The sequence below is a fragment of the Thalassospira sp. GO-4 genome (assembly GCF_023588965.1).
GTDB lineage: Bacteria > Pseudomonadota > Alphaproteobacteria > Rhodospirillales > Thalassospiraceae > Thalassospira > Thalassospira povalilytica.
The window spans coordinates 35,190-51,658 of record NZ_CP097807.1 but is presented as its reverse complement, the minus strand read 5'-3'; the positions used below and the strand labels follow the sequence as shown (position 1 = coordinate 51,658).

The following is a 16,469-nucleotide window of genomic DNA, read 5'->3' as shown; positions in this document are numbered from 1 at the left end:
GCCCCAAATCAACCCAAACCAAACCGGCCCGCCAGTCAATGGCGGGCCGGTATCATCAGGTCAGTTTTCGGGCAAAATCCGATATCGCACCGGCCGCCTCGATAATGTTCTGGCTTTGCGTCCGTCCGGAACTTTTGCGCGGCTTGAAATCATGTTCGCCGTCCTCAACCCAATGCAGCCCGATCGCCTTTGACAAATCGTACCCGGCGATCTCGTCAGGTTTGCCAAACGGATCGCGCGTTCCGTGACAAATCAGTGCGGGCGTTACAAGGCTGGCCAAATGCTCGGTCCGAAGGTTTTCGGGTTTGCCCGGCGGATGGAACGGATATCCAAGACATACAAGCCCCGTCACGCCAAGATCATCTGCCACCATGCTGGCCATGCGGCCACCCATTGATTTGCCACCAAGTATCAGGTTTTCCGGCCCGCCAAGCTGTCGCACAACCTCGCCTAAAAACGGCAAAAGAACTGCGGCGCGATCGGGTCCGCGCTTTTTGCCATCCACCCGGCGTTTGGCCATATAGGGAAACTCGAACCGTGCCACCCGCAAACCGCCAGCAGCCAGTGCCCCCGCCATTTCATTCATGAACGGACTGTCCATCGGCGCCCCGGCACCATGTGCAAGCGCGATGGTCAAACCGGCCTTCTCATCCCCGTCAAACAGAAACGGGATCTCATACGTCGTCATCAGACAATCTCCAGACAGTCCTTGCAGACCAGATCGCAGAACCACACGGCTGCGATGCGTAACGCTACGTGCAGCTAATTACAGTTGCAGAGATTACCTCTTTTGCAAAAGCTCGATTCCTGAATGATTATAAGGTTATAATTGCCTGCCCCACCCGGTCGGCAAGCCCCTTGTGCCGATATCTGTCAGATCGCGCCACCCGCGATATGCCGATCCTTTTGTTTGCAAAGGCAATCATCGTGTCATCAGAACCGCAACAAACACCCGAAATACCATCAAATGAACGCCTTGGCCGATTGCCCAAGCCGGTCCAGTGGATGGTAATGGTATCGGTATCGCTGGTGTTTTCGGTGCTGCTTCATCGCTGGCATGTGCCTGCTGCGCTTTTGGTCGGGCCGATGATTATCGGTATTGTCATGGGGACCAATGGTGCCACCATCACACCGCCGAAATCCCTTTATCTCGGGGCGCAATCCGTGCTCGGCGTGATGATTGGCGGATCAATGACCATCGGCATCCTGACATCCTTTGTCCAGGACTGGCCGCTGATCATCGGGGTCACAACCATAACGCTTCTGGCCAGCAGCTTTCTGGGCTGGATCCTGTGCGTCAAACAGGTTCTGCCGGGAACCGCGGGCATCTGGGGTTCATCCCCCGGGGCGGCATCGGCAATGGTCATCATGGCCGAGGCCTTTGGCGCGGATGCCCGTCTTGTTGCCTTCATGCAATATGTCCGGGTGGTGATCGTGGTTGCCGTGGCATCCAGTGTTGCCAATTTCTGGGTTGATCCCGAAGTTGCCGCCGCCGCGGCATTGGCGCATCAATGGTTCCCGCCGCTTGATGTGCCGGGCTTTGCGATCACGCTTGGGCTGGCTGCTATCTGTTGCCTTGTCGGGGAAAAATCGCACCTGCCGTCGGGCACCCTTCTGATACCGATCATTGTCACCATGATCCTGCATGTCAGCGGCTATATCGATGTGGTGTTGCCCGAATGGTTTCTGGGCCTGACCTATGCGATGATCGGCTGGGTGATCGGGCTTAAATTCACCCCGCCGGTCTTGCGCCACGCCGCCCATGCCTTTCCCAAGGTCTTGTTGTCGATCATCATGCTGATCGGCTTTTGTGCGGGGATTTCCGGTCTTTTGGTGATCTTCATGGATGTTGATCCGCTGACCGCCTATCTGGCGACAAGTCCGGGTGGACTTGACTCGGTCGCGATCATTGCTGCCAGCACCAATGTCGATCTGTCATTCATACTGGTGTTGCAGGCCACCCGGTTTTTCATGGTCCTTGCCTTTGGTGCGCCGCTTGCCCGGTTGGTTGCACGGCGCACCGCCCATCTGACCGGCCCCGAAAACGAGAAGGCCTGATGGATCACATCTGCACACGCGGATATCAGGTCACATCGTAAGGATCTTGCCGATAAAGCCTTCGACCCGGGTGCGAAGCTCACTTCCCTGTGTTTCAAGATTTGCAGCCGCATCGCTGAGTTCACCGGCAACCGCATCGGCATGGGCGATGGCATTGGTGATTTCTTCGACACTGTCCCCGACCGACCGTGCTTCGGAAACGGCACTGGTTGCCCCCGATGCGACGGAAATACAGATTTCGGCCTGTTCTTCTGTTTGTGCGGCAGTGGTTTCGGATCGCGCCTGCAAGGTATCCATCGCCAGGGCAATCTGATCGATGTCATTGCCGGCCTTGGCAATGGTTTCAAGCATCAGCTCCATCCAGCGCGAAATCTCGTCTGTTGCACTGGCAGATTGCCCGGCAAGGGCCTTGACCTCCTTGGCGACAATCGCAAACCCCTTGCCGGCCTCACCGACGCGCGCAGCTTCGATCGATGCATTAAGACCCAGCATCTTGGTCTGTGCGGCAATCGCTGAAATGGATGACAGCATCTTTTCCGCATCGGCGGCGCGGGCCTGAAGAGTGGCAAATGTTTCGCGCATGTCACGGGCCTGACACCCGATTTCGTGGGTGGTGCGCACGGTTTCGGCCGCCTCGCCGCCAACATGCACCAGTTGGCTTTTCAGAGTTTCCATCTGCTGGGCAACATTTTCGATCCGCTGAAGCGCACTTTGTGCCGCCTGCGCGATCCCCTGATTGCAGTTGCGCGTCTGATCATGGCTGTCGCCCAGAACGTCAAGCGCGCTGCGCACCTGACTGACCGCAGCGCCAAGCATCCCGACCGTGCCCTGAACCTGATTTTCAAAATCCGATGCCAGCTGCTCGCGCGATTTCAAAACCTGTTCACGTTCCAGAATGCGGGCAACCTGCCCGCCGACAAATCCCAGAAGTTCAAGCAATTCATCATCAAGTCGGGCAATGTCGGGGCTGAAAAATTCGATCACGCCTTCTGTGCGACCTGCCAGCTTGACCGGCAGGGCAAAGCATCCCCGAAGCCCGTTTCGTGCCGCAGACGGCGCACGCAGGAAACCATCCTTTTGCGTGACATCCGCGATACAAACCGCCGTACCATTGGCCGCGACGCTGCCGATCAATCCCTGCCCCAGGGCAAAAACAGTCTGTTCGGACTGGGCCCGGAAATCGGCAATCTTTGCATCGGAAATTGATGAACTGATTGACCAGATGCCCGCTGATGACAATTCATCACCCGATCGCAAATAGGCATGCCCGATCGGCCATGCACAATAATCACAAACCGCGGTCAGGATATCGCCAATCGCCTCATCGCGTGCGCGGGCCTCGTCTGCGACCGTGCTGACCTTGCGCAGCAAACGCAAAATATCAACCAGTGCAGAACCATCGGGCGCGCGACGGAATTGCGGATCGTTTTCGGGGGAAACAGAACGGATGAAACCGGCAAGCATCTTGAAACTCCGAGGCTGAAACAGTTCGGTCCCCGAACGGAAACCAAACAGGTCATGCAAGCCTCGTTGCCTGCTAATCATCGAAATGTCCGGGCGCCATTGCCCGGTCACAAGGGAATATTAGCGTACTATTGCACACGCGAAAAGAACATTTCGCGTGTGCAATACAATCAATCATTTAGGCCGGGCTAAAGGTGCTTTGCCACGCCATTTGGTGCGTGAAACAGCAGATCAGGGCTTGGCGGACCTAAACCCTGACCTTGCGAAAGACACCCGATGCGATCATCACACCAAGGATCACCAGCACCACGGCAAGTGCCAGCGCAAGGTTGCCCTGCTCACCCAGCAGGATCACACCGCCAAGTGCTGTCAGGGCCGGCGTCATCGCCCCGAATGCCGACGCACCAGTTGATCCGATATGACGCACGGCAAGGCCATAGGTAATCACCGCGACACAACCGGCCAAAAGCCCCTGAGCGGTCAACAGCATCATGACATCGCCAACCGGCGCATCGGCAAGCGTGGTACCGGTAAAGACCGCAATGATGGCCATGATCACAAAGGACCAGAAACCGACAAAGGCCGCGGCCTCAAGCGCGCCAAGGCCACTTTGGCGCATGGCATGGGTGTAACACGCCCACATGAACGCCCCGGCTGAAACAAGGCCATAGCCCAGCAACATGTCACTGCTGACCTCGCCGGCCGGTTTAAGCGCCACAAGCGACAAGACCCCGACAATCACCGCACCATACCCGGTCAAACGTAGCTTGCCCGGACGTTCGCCAAACATCACAACAGCAATCAGAACCGCCCAGACCGCCATCACACCAGGCAACAAAATGCCCACATGGCTGGCCGGAACAAATTGCAGCGCACTGGCAACCATCAGCGTGTAAAACGCCCCCGACCCGACCAGCATCAAAAGACCGTTGGCAATCGAAAGCCCCTTGGGCCAGATGCCTTTTTTCAGCCAGATCGGGGCAAGCAGAACAAACGGCACCACAAAGCGCAAAAGACCAATATCCACAGCTGTAAAGCTTGATGTCATGGCATAACGGGTCGCAATAAGCCAACCGGCCCAGATACAAACCGTCGCCAAGGCAGATGTCACACCGACAAGTCGGCTTTCCGTCGCACTGGTGGCACGAAGCGCGGAAGTTTCAGACATAACAGGTTATCCGATAAAGGGTTGATTTTGCCCGAATCAGACCATGCCGCGCACGATACGGCAACCCCTTTGACCGGAGGTCAGCTATGCGCGGCAAAATCCATGAAAAAACGGCGCAAGGTTGCCCCTGCGCCGTTTTTGATTTTCCCGATGGCCGGATCGAAATCAGATGCCGAATTCGGCAAAGAAATCATTGCCCTTGTCATCAATAACGATGAAGGCCGGGAAGTCTTCGACTTCGATCTTCCAGACGGCTTCCATGCCAAGTTCCGGATATTCGTGAACTTCGACCTTCTTGATGCAATCCTGTGCCAGACGCGCAGCCGGACCACCGATCGAACCAAGATAGAAACCGCCATATTTCGCACAGGCATCCTTGACGGCCTTCGAACGGTTGCCTTTTGCCAGCATCACAAACGAACCGCCAGCGGCCTGGAACTGTTCGACATAGGCATCCATGCGACCCGCCGTGGTCGGGCCGAACGAACCCGACGGCATGCCTTCCGGGGTTTTTGCCGGACCGGCATAATAAACCGGATGGTTTTTGAGGTATTCGGGCATCTCTTCGCCGGCATCAAGGCGTTCCTTGATTTTGGCGTGCGCGATGTCACGGGCCACAATCACGGTCCCGGTCAGCGACAGGCGCGTTTTGACCGAATATTGCGAAAGCTGCTTGCGGATTTCATCCATCGGACGGTTCAGGTCAACCTTGACCACTTCGTCATCAAGATGCTCGTCCGTTACCTGCGGAAGGTACTTCGCCGGATCATGTTCGAGATCCTCGATAAAGATACCGTCCTTGGTGATCTTGCCCAGAATCTGGCGGTCGGCAGAGCACGAAACACCCAGACCAACCGGGCAGCTTGCCCCGTGACGCGGCAGGCGGATCACACGCACATCGTGGCAGAAATACTTGCCGCCGAACTGTGCGCCGATGCCCATTTCACGGGTCATCTCAAGAACCTTCTGTTCCCATTCAAGGTCACGATAGGCCTGACCATGCTCGCCACCTTCGGTCGGAAGGTTGTCGTAATAACGCGCAGACGCCATTTTCACGGTCTTAAGGCAGGCTTCCGCCGACGTACCGCCAATGACGATGGCAAGGTGATAGGGCGGGCAAGCCGAAGTGCCAAGGGTGCGGATTTTCTCGTCAAGGAATTTGCGCAGGCTTTCCGGGTTCAGAAGCGCCTTGGTCTGCTGGAACAGGAACGTCTTGTTGGCAGACCCGCCGCCCTTTGCCATGAACATGAATTTATATTCATCGCCCTTGGTCGCATAAAGATCGATCTGTGCCGGAAGGTTCGACCCGGTGTTCTTTTCTTCGAACATGTTGATCGGGGAAACCTGTGAAAAGCGCAGGTTGTGTTTCTGATAAGCCTGCCAGATACCCTTGGACAGTGCTTCTTCATCCGAACCGTCGGTGATGACCTTGCCACCCCGTTTGCCCATGACGATTGCCGTTCCGGTATCCTGACACATCGGCAAAACCCCGCCCGAGGCAATGGATGCGTTTTTCAGAAGATCCATCGCAACGAACTTGTCGTTCGGGGTGGCTTCTTCGTCATCAAGGATTTTGCGAAGCTGTTCAAGATGGCCCGGACGCAAAAGGTGCGAACAATCGAAAAACGCCTGAAGGGTCAGTTTTTCAATCGCTTCGGGTTCGACCTTCAAATAGGTCTCGCCATTGACGTCAACGGTGGAAACACCCTCATCGCCGATCTTGCGGTACGGGGTCGTGTCCTTCCCCTGATCGAACATGGGTTTATAGACAAAATCACTCATGGAAGGCTCTCGTCTCTCTCAAAACAAGGTGGGATTGTTTTTTTCGATAATTGACGCGGAACATAGCGCCTCGACAAAGAAATTTCCACGTTCTTTGCCCTTATATGCGTTTTTTGCCCGCAAATACGCAGTTCTGCGGATAAGCAAAGCCTGTTATTGGGCGTCTATTGCCTGTAAACGATCATTCTGATAGCGCGCTGATTGATCCTGCCCTAGACATTACCCGTTCTAAAAGTGCATCAAGGTTGCGCACCCACAATCGGGTGCGTTTTTTGTTTCAGGTTTGCCCATGCTTTCCCAGATTTTGATTATCCTGCCGATTTTTGCACTGATCCTGACAGGATGGATCGCGCGCAAAGGCGGTGCCCTTGGTCCGACCGCCACGCGCGAAATCAACCGGCTTGTGGTCTATTTTGCCCTGCCCGCCCTGTTGTTTGACATCATGGCAAAGGCCGAACCCCATGAAATCTGGCAACCTGACTTCATTCTGGCTTTTGGTTTCGGCTGTGGCGTGGTTTTCATACTGACCATCATCATGCGGATTGCCAGCGGCCATCATCTGGTCGATGCGGTGATTGACGGCCTTACCACCAGTTACGCCAATGCCGGTTTCCTTGGCTTCCCGCTTGTTCTGGCCCTGATTGGTGAAAGCGGTCTGGCCGCAACCCTGATTGCCACCATCCTGACCGCCTGTGTGCTGTTTGCCATTGCCATCATCCTGATCGAATTTGGCCTGCAACAGGAAACCAGCCGTTTTGACATCATTCTCAAGACCCTCAAGGCACTGGTCAAAAACCCGCTTCTGATTGCGCCGACCCTTGGCACTCTGGTGATGCTGTCCCCTTGGAATATTCCCGGCCCGGTCGATGTTTATCTGAAACTTGTTGGCGGGGCGGCCGCCCCGTGCGCACTGATTGCACTTGGACTGTTTCTGGCTGATCGCACCGCCAATCAGAAGCACGAAAAATGGAGCACCACGGGGATTTTCGTGATCCTCAAGCTGGTTGCCCAACCGGCCCTGACCTGGGTGATGGCGGTGCCGGTTCTTGGCCTGCCGGGCCACATGGCCCATCTTGCGGTCCTGCTTGCAGCCCTTCCGACCGGGACCGGGCCCTTCATGCTGGCCGAATTTTACAACCGCGAAAGTGTACTGACCGGGCGCATGATCCTGATCACCACCATCCTGTCGGTTGGCACCCTGTCGGCCTATCTGGCGATTGCCTGACCGCAATTGAAAACGGGTCCGACACATTGGTGTCAGACCCGCGATCGATGTTCCGGCCATGCGCCCGAAGGCGGGTCGGTTTTATTTCTTGCGGAACGCGTCCAGTGCGATGACCTCGCCGGTTTCGCCCGCATCGGGTTTGGATTTTTTGCGCGATGATTTTGACGGTTCGGCCACCAGCGTCGGTGCCGCTTCTTCGTCATCCATCAGATCGGCATCCATCAGATCGGCATCCAGATCATCATCTTCTTCAAAGTCGAAATCATCGTCATCCATTTCTTCTTCGACGCTGAAGGTCAGCATGAAGTTGGCAGACGGATCGACAAAGGCCAGCATCGCATCAAAAGGCACGACCACAGTGGTCGGCATGCCATCGAAGCTCATTCCAACCGAGAAATGGTCATCTTCGGACTTCAAATCCCAGAACCGGTGCTGCAACACCACCGTGATGTTGTCGGGATGCGCTTTGCGCTGACTTTCAGGCAGTGCAACACCGGGATGGTTGGTCTGGAAAGTGATATAGTAGTGATGCTCGCCGAAAAGGCCTTCTTCAGCCACGCGCGCAAGAATATCTTTCACCACGCCGCGCAGCGCCTGGTCGACCATAAGATCGTAACGGAATTCTTCCGGTTTCTGCATCAGTAATCCTGTATCTGGCGGGATACCGGTGCTTTCCGGCAAATCCCGTCATTGTCATATAGCATCTCTGCACACCAATTGCATCTTGGAGTGCCTTATAATGACTCTATTCATAACGAAGCGGGGAATAAATACAAGAGTGGGGCGTTCTGTTGCTAGGTGCCCCGTCCCCCACCAGATTACCGCTCCCGGCAACCGGAATTTCGCTTTGGTGCTAGTACCGCTTAGGCGGCAACAGCAACCGGAGCATTGTTGTCGTTTGCATTTACAAACATTGGCCCGATGCGGTGGTACCATGCCGAGCGCCCACATTGACTTTTACTGCTCACGTCGATCCTATTTCGGCCCCACGAAGATTGTCTGAGTCGGACAACCGATAAATTTGGTGGAGCCGCCGGGTACCGCCCCCGGGTCCGTAAAGCCTATTCTGTCACGCAGTTTAGCGCCGTAGTCGGGTTGCCCCGACAGCCCCTATATAGGTCAAACCGGGTCCTTTTCACAAGGGGATTTGGGAAATCTTTTTTTTCATTCGAACGGAACATTCCGATATCCGGGCTATGCCGGATTGCCGATTTTGCCCACCATCAAACACGGCGGAACGTATCGGGATAATCGATCACCAGCCCGGCCTCATCGATTTCAAGCTCTGCCGAGAAATTGCGAAACAACCCCTCATAGCGATAGCGACGCCCCGGAATCAGACAGCTGTAACGTTGCGCTGCACGCGACGGCAAAAAATCACCCTCGATCTGACTTGGAAGCGGCACATAGGCCGCCGAAATATTGCGCACCTCCCCCGCAGGCAGTTGCAATCGCCGGATCGGAAGCATGTTTGTTGCTGGCGTGATGCCGATATCCACATCAAAACAGCCCGTCAGAAACGGCAAATCCCGATCAGCCAGACAGTCAAACCAGTTTCCCTTGCCGTCAGATGTGACATGCATATGCGCCCCGCCGACATAGCTTACCCGGACTTCGCGCGTTGCATATGACGCGTCGGTCACAACAAGGTACGATCCGCCATACTGGCCTTCACGCGTGCCAATCACCACACCCTCAAGCTTGATCCCGTCGGCGTCGGTTTGGCAGACACAATGTTCAAGCCCCTTTCCGTCCCAATCAACCCACTGAACTTCTGTTCGCATATGACCGACACTCCCTGCGTTAAACGCGCCAAAATTTCATGCAATCAAGTATAGCCACACGGGGTGAATTTGCGCGATCTCTCCTGACAGGAACCGTCAGCAGGGGCATGTTTAAAACGCGATATCAAAGGTAGCACTGCGTTGCTTGCCGATGACCGCCGACCTGACTATGCTGCCCCAAAGACGATTCCGAAAAACGCAGGACTGAGCATGCAGCAATATCTTGATCTGATGCGTCTGGTGCGCGACACCGGCACGCGCAAGGAAGACCGCACGGGTACAGGCACCGTATCGATTTTCGGCCATCAGATGCGGTTCGATCTGTCCGAAGGCTTCCCGCTGGTCACCACCAAGAAACTGCATCTGAAATCAATCATTCATGAATTGCTGTGGTTCCTTGATGGCGACACCAATGTCAAATATCTGCAAGACAACGGTGTGCGCATCTGGAACGAATGGGCCGATGACAACGGCGATCTTGGCCCGGTCTATGGCGGCCAGTGGCGGTCATGGCGCGGGGCCAATGGGGAAACCATTGACCAGATCACCGGCCTGATCGATCAGATCAAAAACAATCCCGATTCCCGCCGCCTGATCGTTTCGGCCTGGAACGTGGCCGATGTGCCCAATATGGCGCTTCCGCCCTGTCATTGCCTGTTCCAGTTCTATGTCGCCGATGGCAAACTTTCCTGCCAGCTGTATCAGCGCAGTGCCGATATCTTCCTTGGTGTGCCGTTCAACATCGCATCCTATGCGCTTTTGACCATGATGATTGCCCAGGTTTGTGATCTTGGCGTTGGCGATTTTGTCCATACCCTTGGCGATGCGCATCTTTATACCAACCACCTTGAACAGGTTGAATTGCAGCTGTCGCGCGATCCCCGCCCGCTGCCGACCATGAAAATCAATCCCGATGTCAAATCGATCTTTGATTTCAAGTTCGAGGATTTCGAACTGGTCGGTTATGACCCGCACCCGCATATTGCCGGCAAGGTTGCTGTCTGATGCCGGCAAACAACAATGAACGGATTGAACGGGTTGCGGTTGTTGCTGCGGCCGAAAATGGCGCCATCGGCAAGGATGGCTGGATGCCATGGGAACTGCCCGAAGACCTTAAACGGTTCAAGGCCCTGACCCTTGGCAAGCCGATGATCCTCGGCCGCGTCACGTTTGAAGCCATTGGGCGCCCGTTGCCCAAACGGACCAATATCGTCGTTACCCGCGATAAGGACTGGTCATTTGATCATGAAAATGTCCGCGTCTGCCATGACATCGAAACGGCCATCAGGCTTGCCGACGAAATTGCGCTGCGCGACGGGATCAATGAAGTCATCATTGCCGGTGGCGCCCAGATTTATCACCTCGCCCTGCCTTTTACGACGCGCTTTGAGTTGACCGAAGTTCACGCAAAGATCGACGGCGACACATTCCTTGATCCGCTGGCAGAAGATGAATGGCGCGAAACCGCCCGTCAAAGGATCGACAATCCCGATGGTCCGGACTACAGTTTCGTGACCCTTGATCGGATATAGGCCCGATATGCGTGTGGTTGCACCCTGCCGTGATGCCACAGCGGTTGATTTTACAGGCCAGCCGATCCATCTTTAAAACAGTTATAGAACACTCGTTCCAGTGTTCTCGTCACTACCCAAGGAAATGTCATGGCGCGCCCCCGCGGATTTGATGAAGAAAGCGTTCTTGATAACGCAATGAACATCTTCTGGAGCAAAGGCTTTGAATCGACCTCTGTTCAAGATCTTGTGGAAGAAACCGGCCTGAACCGGGCAAGCATGTATGCAAGCTTTGGCGACAAAAAGGCCCTTTTCCTGCGCGTGCTTGACCATTACAGCCAGAAAATCAGTTCCGAGCGTTTTGCCAATCTTCGCGAAATCGAAGACGGCCGCGAAGCAATTGAAAAGACTTTCCGCGACACTGCCAAAACCGGCTGCGCAGAAGGCAAACATAAAGGCTGTCTGATTGTGAATTCGGGGATGGAACTGGCCCCGCATGATCCCGAAACCGCTGCCATCGCCCATCAGGCCTTTCGCCGGGTCGAAGACATGTTTGCCGCCGCGCTTAGCCGTGGCATCAAACATGGCACGATTTCAAAGGACAAGAACATTCGTGCACTGGCGCGCTTTCTTGCCGGGTCGATCCAGGGCGTTCAGCTGATGTCGCGCCGCGGTGCGGATCGTGAAACGCTTGAAGATTACACCAACACCATTCTCGAAGTCCTGAACTGACCGGTTTGCAAGCCCCGCAGACCGCTGTTTCCGATCACGGTTCAGTGATCGGCCTCAAAACATGTTGCATTATAGAATGATCATTCCATAATAAGGTCAAACAGCACATACACCAAGTCTTGAGGAACGAAATGTCTGCAATTACCCCGCTTCTGCCCCGTCAGCCTGTCCCGTCTCTCAGCGTTCCGCTGGTCGGGGGCGGCACCTGGTCGCTGGCCGATCAGAAACCGGAAAACTTCACCATGGTCGTGTTTTATCGCGGCCTGCATTGCCCGATCTGCGGCAAATATCTTAAGGACCTTGATAACAAGCTCGCCGATTTTGCCAAACGCGGTGTGAATGTTGTCGTCCTGTCCTCGGACGGCGAAGACCGTGCGACCGAGGCCAAGGCAAAATGGGGCCTTGAAAACCTTGATCTCGGCTATGGGCTTGATCTTGATAAGGCCCGCGAATGGGGTCTTTATATCTCGACCTCGAACGGCGTGACCTCAAGCGGCTATGAAGAACCGGCGATCTTTTCCGAACCCGGTCTGTTTCTGGTCCGCCCGGACGGCACCCTTTATTTCGGCACGGTCCAGACCATGCCGTTTGCCCGCCCGGCCTTTGACCAGATCCTTGGCGCGCTTGATTTCGTGATTGCCAAGGGCTACCCGGCACGCGGCGAAGTGGTTGATCACACCAATCCGTGATCCTGCCCAACACGCGAACAGGTCCCTTCCCCAACCGGTCGCGACGTAATCTGCAAAACAAAGCCCGGCAACTGAAATGCCGGGCTTTTTTGTTCTTCGGTATCAGGTCGCGGAAGGATCAATCCTCGTCCGGGTCGTCACCCTCTTCGCGGCGCCGGCGCGGGCGCAACACGATCCAGGCTGCAACAATCGTCAATGCCGCCATGCCAAACCAGGTCAGCGCATAGGACATGTGATTGTTGGGGAAACTGATCCGGGTCAGTCCGCCGACCGGAAGCTTTGCCGGGTTTTCCGCCCCGTCGCCATCAATGAAATACGGGGCCACATCATTGGCATCAAGCCCGCGCTTTTCGGCCATGGCGCGGACATCGCGCGAATACCACCGATCATCCCCGGGCACATTGTCACGCATGAATGTCCCGACCGGCTCGTCAAGACGCAGAAGCCCCGTCACCGTGACCTCCCCGTCCACCATGCCATCGCTGCGGGTGGCGGGGTTACGGCGGTCGGTCGGGACAAAGCCGCGATTGACCATGACAATCGTGCCATCGTCGCGTTCAAGCGGCGTCATCACCCAATAGCCCGCCCCGTAATCGGTCGCGGCATAGACATGGCTTTCCAGATCATTGCGATAGATGCCGGTGACTGTCACCTTGCGATATTCATCGCGTTCGCGACTGACATTGGCCCAGTCATCGCGGCGTGGGACCGGTTGGGCTTCGCCATGCACGCGTGCATCAACCCGCGCAATCAGATCAAGTTTCCAGGCCCGGCGTTCGATCTGCCAGTATCCAAGGGCGCAAAACCCGGAAAACAGAATGGCCGTCAGTGCCAGAACCACAATCCGGGTGGTCATGGATGGTCCGCGCCGGGACGGTTGCGTTGCTGTGGTCGTTTTGGCGGTTCGGGAAATGCGGTTGTCCGTCATCTCGCTTTCTTTCCAAGGGCATCTGTGTCTGCGAACGAAAAAGGGCGCGATACCGGTAAAATATCGCGCCCCCTTCAGATATCAAGCAACGGCCTAGCCAAAGCTTTTGATCATTTCATGATCCATCTGCGGCATCATGTTGGTATTGAGGTGATACATCACCCACAGCGAACCGGCGATGGCAATCGCCACGATCACGATGGTGAAGATCAGCGCCAGCATGTTCCAGCCACCTTCGGATTTGGTGTTCATATGCAGGAAGTAGATCATGTGAACCACGATCTGAACCACACCAAGACCCATGATCCAAAGTGCGGTCGCGACCTTGCTGTCAAGAACGCCATCCATCACCAGCCAGAACGGGATCGCTGTCAGGATAACCGACAGGATGAAACCGATCAGATAGCTTTTGAAAGTACCGTGAGAGGCACCATCGCCGTGATGGTCATCATGTGCGTGTGAATGTGCACTCATCCCAGAACTCCCAGCAGATAAACGACAGAGAAGACACCGATCCAGACCACGTCAAGGAAGTGCCAGAACATCGACAGGCACATCAGACGACGCTTGTTTTCCGGGATCAGTCCGCGCTGGGACACCTGAACCATCAGGGTCACAAGCCAGATGATGCCGAACGTCACGTGCAGACCGTGGGTCGCAACCAGCGTATAGAACGCCGACAGGAAGCCACTGCGCATCGGGGTTGCCCCAATGCTCCACAGGTGATGGAACTCATAAAGTTCCAGCCCGACGAACGCGATCCCGAACAGACCGGTAATCGCCAGCCACAGCTGGGTGCCGGCAATCTTGCCTTTTTCCATCTGAAGCATGGCAAAGCCATAGGTGATCGACGAGAACAGCAGCATCGAGGTGTTGATCGCCACCAGTTCAAGATCGAACAGATCCGCCGGCGAAGGCCCGGCCGCATAGTTGCGGCCAAGCACGCCATGGGTTGCAAACAGGATCGCAAAGATGAGGCAGTCGCTCATCAGATAGATCCAGAAGCCAAGCATCGTGCCGGTTTCCGGGTGATGCTCTTCTTTCAGGTAAAAGACCGGCGTTTCGGTCTGAGAGGCAGTATTATTCGCCATTGTCATTCCCTTACGCCTGCTGTTTTGCCAGAAGGGCGGTACGTTCGTCTTCGGTCTTCACAACTTCATCTGCCGGGATGTGATAATCACGGTCATAGTTGAAGGTGTGCGCAATCGCACCAACCACCAGCACGATGAAGCTGACAGCAGCCAGCCACCAGATGTGCCAGACAAGGGCGAAACCAAGGACAAGCGAAATCGCAGCCAGGATAAAGCCAGCGCCGGTATTTTTCGGCATGTGGATATCGATGAAGCCCGATGTCGGACGTACAAAGCCACGCTTTTTCATATCCGCCCAGGCGTCCAGTTCATGAACAACCGGGGTAAAGGCGAAGTTGTAGGCCGGGGGCGGCGACGAAGTCGACCATTCCAGCGTACGACCACCCCACGGGTCACCGGTTTCGTCACGCAGCTTCTCGCGATTGATAACGGCAACCACGATCGACATCAGGAACGAACCGATACCACCGGCGATCAGAACCGCACCAAAGGCCGCAATAACGAACCAGATCTGAAGCGACGGGTCGTCAAAGTGGCTCATGCGGCGGGTAACGCCCATCAGGCCAAGAACATAAAGCGGCATGAAGGCAAAGTAGAAGCCGATGGTCCACAGCCAGAACGACATCTTGCCCCAGAATTCATCGAGCTTGAAGCCGAATGCTTTCGGGAACCAGTAAACGATACCGGCAAACATCCCGAAGACCACACCACCGATAATCACGTTGTGGAAGTGGGCAATCAGGAACAGGCTGTTATGGAGCACGAAGTCAGCCGGCGGAACTGCCAGCATAACACCGGTCATGCCACCAATGACAAAGGTCAGCATGAAACCGATCGTCCACAGCATCGGCACATCAAAGCTGATGCGGCCCTTATACATGGTGAACAGCCAGTTGAAGACCTTTGCACCGGTCGGGATCGAGATGATCATGGTGGTGATGCCAAAGAAGGCGTTCACACTTGCACCCGAACCCATGGTGAAGAAGTGGTGCAGCCAGACGATGTAGGACAGGATGGTAATAACCACCGTGGCATAAACCATCGAGCTGTAACCAAACAGACGCTTGCGGCAGAAGGTCGAAACAACTTCGGAAAACACACCAAACGCCGGCAGGATCAGGATGTACACTTCCGGGTGACCCCAGATCCAGATCAGGTTGATGTACATCATGGCGTTACCGCCAAGATCGTTGGTGAAGAAGTTGGTGTCTGCATAACGGTCAAGACCAAGCAGAACCAGAACCGCGGTCAGAACCGGGAATGCTGCAACAATCAGGATGTTGGTGCAAAGCGAGGTCCAGGTAAAGACCGGCATCTTCATCATCGACATGCCCGGTGCGCGCATTTTGACGATGGTCACAATCAGGTTCACACCCGAAAGCAACGTACCGACACCGGCGATCTGCAAGGCCCAGATATAGTAATCAACCCCCACACCCGGACTATAGACAATGTCCGAAAGCGGCGGATAGGCCAGCCAACCGGTTTTTGCGAACTCACCGACAAACAGCGACGCCATGATCAGCACGGCACCACAGGTGGTCATCCAGAAGCTGAAATTGTTCAGGAACGGGAATGCAACGTCGCGCGCGCCGATCTGCAGCGGCACAACGAAGTTCATCAGACCGGTCACCAGCGGCATCGCCACGAAGAAGATCATGATCACGCCATGCGCGGTAAAGATCTGGTCATAGTGGTCGGGCGGCAAATAACCGGCAACATCCCCAAACGCGATCGCCTGCTGGGCGCGCATCATCAGTGCATCCGCAAAGCCACGCAGAAGCATGACGATTGCCAGAATGATATACATGATGCCGATCTTTTTATGATCGATCGAGGTGATCCACTCGTTCCAGAGATATCCCCACAAACGGAAATAGGTAAGCGCGCCAACAACGACGAGCCCGCCCAGCACCACGGCAGCAAATGTCACGGCGACAATCGGCTCGTGGAACATCGGGATGGAGTCGATTGACAGCCGGCCAAATATAAAATGTAAAAGGTCCGGATTAGAGAACATCGGATTACTCTTCTTTC

Annotated in this window: 16 protein-coding genes and 1 other RNA gene; 6 read left to right on the top strand and 11 right to left on the bottom strand. The window is 55.4% G+C overall.

The window, feature by feature from the left end; translation table 11 throughout:
* Nucleotides 1-55: 55 nt before the first annotated feature.
* The gene (locus M9H61_RS00255) at nt 56-688 is read right to left on the bottom strand and encodes an alpha/beta family hydrolase (protein ID WP_250282746.1); all 633 of its coding nucleotides are present in this window, start codon (nt 686-688) and stop codon (nt 56-58) included.
* A 239-nt stretch (nt 689-927) separates the two neighbouring features.
* On the opposite strand from M9H61_RS00255, the gene M9H61_RS00250 reads away from it, so the two are divergent.
* Nucleotides 928-2,058, top strand: a complete 1,131-nt coding sequence (locus tag M9H61_RS00250; protein WP_250282744.1) for an AbrB family transcriptional regulator — start codon at nt 928-930, stop codon at nt 2,056-2,058.
* A 30-nt stretch (nt 2,059-2,088) separates the two neighbouring features.
* Here M9H61_RS00250 and M9H61_RS00245 read toward each other — a convergent pair whose 3' ends face one another.
* The 3 genes from M9H61_RS00245 to M9H61_RS00235 form a co-directional block, all read right to left on the bottom strand.
* A complete protein-coding gene (locus tag M9H61_RS00245) occupies nt 2,089-3,522 on the bottom strand; it encodes a methyl-accepting chemotaxis protein (RefSeq protein WP_206927213.1) in 1,434 nt (477 codons plus the stop codon).
* Between the two features lie 247 nt (nt 3,523-3,769).
* Nucleotides 3,770-4,690: a DMT family transporter gene (locus tag M9H61_RS00240; protein ID WP_206927212.1), complete on the bottom strand. Its 921-nt coding sequence runs from the start codon at nt 4,688-4,690 to the stop codon at nt 3,770-3,772.
* 165 nt (nt 4,691-4,855) lie between these two features.
* A complete protein-coding gene (locus M9H61_RS00235; protein WP_068517088.1) occupies nt 4,856-6,472 on the bottom strand; it encodes a fumarate hydratase in 1,617 nt (538 codons plus the stop codon).
* A gap of 289 nt (nt 6,473-6,761) precedes the next feature.
* Between M9H61_RS00235 and M9H61_RS00230 the strand changes: the two genes are divergently transcribed.
* Complete coding sequence (locus M9H61_RS00230; RefSeq protein WP_228195749.1) at nt 6,762-7,697, top strand: AEC family transporter; 936 nt, start codon at nt 6,762-6,764, stop codon at nt 7,695-7,697.
* Between the two features lie 81 nt (nt 7,698-7,778).
* Here M9H61_RS00230 and M9H61_RS00225 read toward each other — a convergent pair whose 3' ends face one another.
* The 3 genes from M9H61_RS00225 to M9H61_RS00215 all read right to left on the bottom strand — a co-directional run bounded on the left by M9H61_RS00225 (nt 7,779) and on the right by M9H61_RS00215 (nt 9,481).
* Entirely contained in the window at nt 7,779-8,336 is a 558-nt protein-coding gene (locus M9H61_RS00225) for an SspB family protein (RefSeq protein ID WP_228195748.1), read from the bottom strand.
* Nucleotides 8,337-8,474: 138 nt separating this feature from the next.
* Nucleotides 8,475-8,841: a transfer-messenger RNA gene (gene ssrA / locus M9H61_RS00220) on the bottom strand.
* Between the two features lie 79 nt (nt 8,842-8,920).
* Entirely contained in the window at nt 8,921-9,481 is a 561-nt protein-coding gene (locus M9H61_RS00215) for a putative glycolipid-binding domain-containing protein (protein ID WP_250282742.1), read from the bottom strand.
* A 210-nt stretch (nt 9,482-9,691) separates the two neighbouring features.
* Here M9H61_RS00215 and M9H61_RS00210 point away from each other — a divergent pair, with 210 nt between their 5' ends.
* From M9H61_RS00210 to M9H61_RS00195, 4 genes are all read left to right on the top strand, one after another.
* On the top strand, nt 9,692-10,486 hold the full coding sequence (locus tag M9H61_RS00210) for a thymidylate synthase (RefSeq protein WP_250282739.1): 795 nt from the start codon (nt 9,692-9,694) through the stop codon (nt 10,484-10,486).
* A complete protein-coding gene (locus M9H61_RS00205) occupies nt 10,486-11,013 on the top strand; it encodes a dihydrofolate reductase (protein ID WP_068517084.1) in 528 nt (175 codons plus the stop codon). The genes M9H61_RS00210 and M9H61_RS00205 overlap by 1 nt, the downstream gene beginning before the upstream one ends.
* A gap of 129 nt (nt 11,014-11,142) precedes the next feature.
* Nucleotides 11,143-11,724, top strand: coding sequence for a TetR/AcrR family transcriptional regulator (locus M9H61_RS00200; protein WP_101247864.1), 582 nt, complete (start codon nt 11,143-11,145; stop codon nt 11,722-11,724).
* Nucleotides 11,725-11,855: 131 nt separating this feature from the next.
* Nucleotides 11,856-12,413 carry a peroxiredoxin-like family protein gene (locus tag M9H61_RS00195; RefSeq protein ID WP_101247863.1) on the top strand — a complete coding sequence of 186 codons (558 nt, stop codon included), beginning with the start codon at nt 11,856-11,858 and terminating at the stop codon, nt 12,411-12,413.
* Between the two features lie 118 nt (nt 12,414-12,531).
* On the opposite strand, the gene M9H61_RS00190 is transcribed toward M9H61_RS00195, so the two are convergent.
* From M9H61_RS00190 to cyoB, 4 genes are all read right to left on the bottom strand, one after another.
* On the bottom strand, nt 12,532-13,269 hold the full coding sequence (locus tag M9H61_RS00190; RefSeq protein ID WP_250282736.1) for an SURF1 family protein: 738 nt from the start codon (nt 13,267-13,269) through the stop codon (nt 12,532-12,534).
* A gap of 165 nt (nt 13,270-13,434) precedes the next feature.
* Nucleotides 13,435-13,815: a cytochrome o ubiquinol oxidase subunit IV gene (locus M9H61_RS00185; RefSeq protein WP_068517081.1), complete on the bottom strand. Its 381-nt coding sequence runs from the start codon at nt 13,813-13,815 to the stop codon at nt 13,435-13,437.
* On the bottom strand, nt 13,812-14,432 hold the full coding sequence (gene cyoC, locus M9H61_RS00180; protein ID WP_068517080.1) for a cytochrome o ubiquinol oxidase subunit III: 621 nt from the start codon (nt 14,430-14,432) through the stop codon (nt 13,812-13,814). The genes M9H61_RS00185 and cyoC overlap by 4 nt, the downstream gene beginning before the upstream one ends.
* Before the next feature lie 10 nt (nt 14,433-14,442).
* Nucleotides 14,443-16,452: a cytochrome o ubiquinol oxidase subunit I gene (gene cyoB, locus M9H61_RS00175; protein WP_068517079.1), complete on the bottom strand. Its 2,010-nt coding sequence runs from the start codon at nt 16,450-16,452 to the stop codon at nt 14,443-14,445.
* Between the last annotated feature and the right edge of the window lie 17 nt (nt 16,453-16,469).

Excerpts from the sequence above, each read along its gene's own strand:
- M9H61_RS00200 (WP_101247864.1), top strand. The coding sequence starts at position 11,143 with ATGGCGCGCCCCCGCGGATTTGATGAAGAAAGCGTTCTTGATAACGCA.
- M9H61_RS00190 (WP_250282736.1), bottom strand. The coding sequence starts at position 13,269 with ATGACCACCCGGATTGTGGTTCTGGCACTGACGGCCATTCTGTTTTCC.
- M9H61_RS00255 (WP_250282746.1), bottom strand. The coding sequence starts at position 688 with ATGACGACGTATGAGATCCCGTTTCTGTTTGACGGGGATGAGAAGGCC.
- M9H61_RS00195 (WP_101247863.1), top strand. The coding sequence starts at position 11,856 with ATGTCTGCAATTACCCCGCTTCTGCCCCGTCAGCCTGTCCCGTCTCTC.
- M9H61_RS00205 (WP_068517084.1), top strand. The coding sequence starts at position 10,486 with ATGCCGGCAAACAACAATGAACGGATTGAACGGGTTGCGGTTGTTGCT.
- M9H61_RS00240 (WP_206927212.1), bottom strand. The coding sequence starts at position 4,690 with ATGTCTGAAACTTCCGCGCTTCGTGCCACCAGTGCGACGGAAAGCCGA.
- M9H61_RS00185 (WP_068517081.1), bottom strand. The coding sequence starts at position 13,815 with ATGAGTGCACATTCACACGCACATGATGACCATCACGGCGATGGTGCC.
- M9H61_RS00235 (WP_068517088.1), bottom strand. The coding sequence starts at position 6,472 with ATGAGTGATTTTGTCTATAAACCCATGTTCGATCAGGGGAAGGACACG.
- cyoC (WP_068517080.1), bottom strand. The coding sequence starts at position 14,432 with ATGGCGAATAATACTGCCTCTCAGACCGAAACGCCGGTCTTTTACCTG.
- M9H61_RS00210 (WP_250282739.1), top strand. The coding sequence starts at position 9,692 with ATGCAGCAATATCTTGATCTGATGCGTCTGGTGCGCGACACCGGCACG.
- cyoB (WP_068517079.1), bottom strand. The coding sequence starts at position 16,452 with ATGTTCTCTAATCCGGACCTTTTACATTTTATATTTGGCCGGCTGTCA.
- M9H61_RS00245 (WP_206927213.1), bottom strand. The coding sequence starts at position 3,522 with ATGCTTGCCGGTTTCATCCGTTCTGTTTCCCCCGAAAACGATCCGCAA.
- M9H61_RS00215 (WP_250282742.1), bottom strand. The coding sequence starts at position 9,481 with ATGCGAACAGAAGTTCAGTGGGTTGATTGGGACGGAAAGGGGCTTGAA.
- M9H61_RS00230 (WP_228195749.1), top strand. The coding sequence starts at position 6,762 with ATGCTTTCCCAGATTTTGATTATCCTGCCGATTTTTGCACTGATCCTG.
- M9H61_RS00225 (WP_228195748.1), bottom strand. The coding sequence starts at position 8,336 with ATGCAGAAACCGGAAGAATTCCGTTACGATCTTATGGTCGACCAGGCG.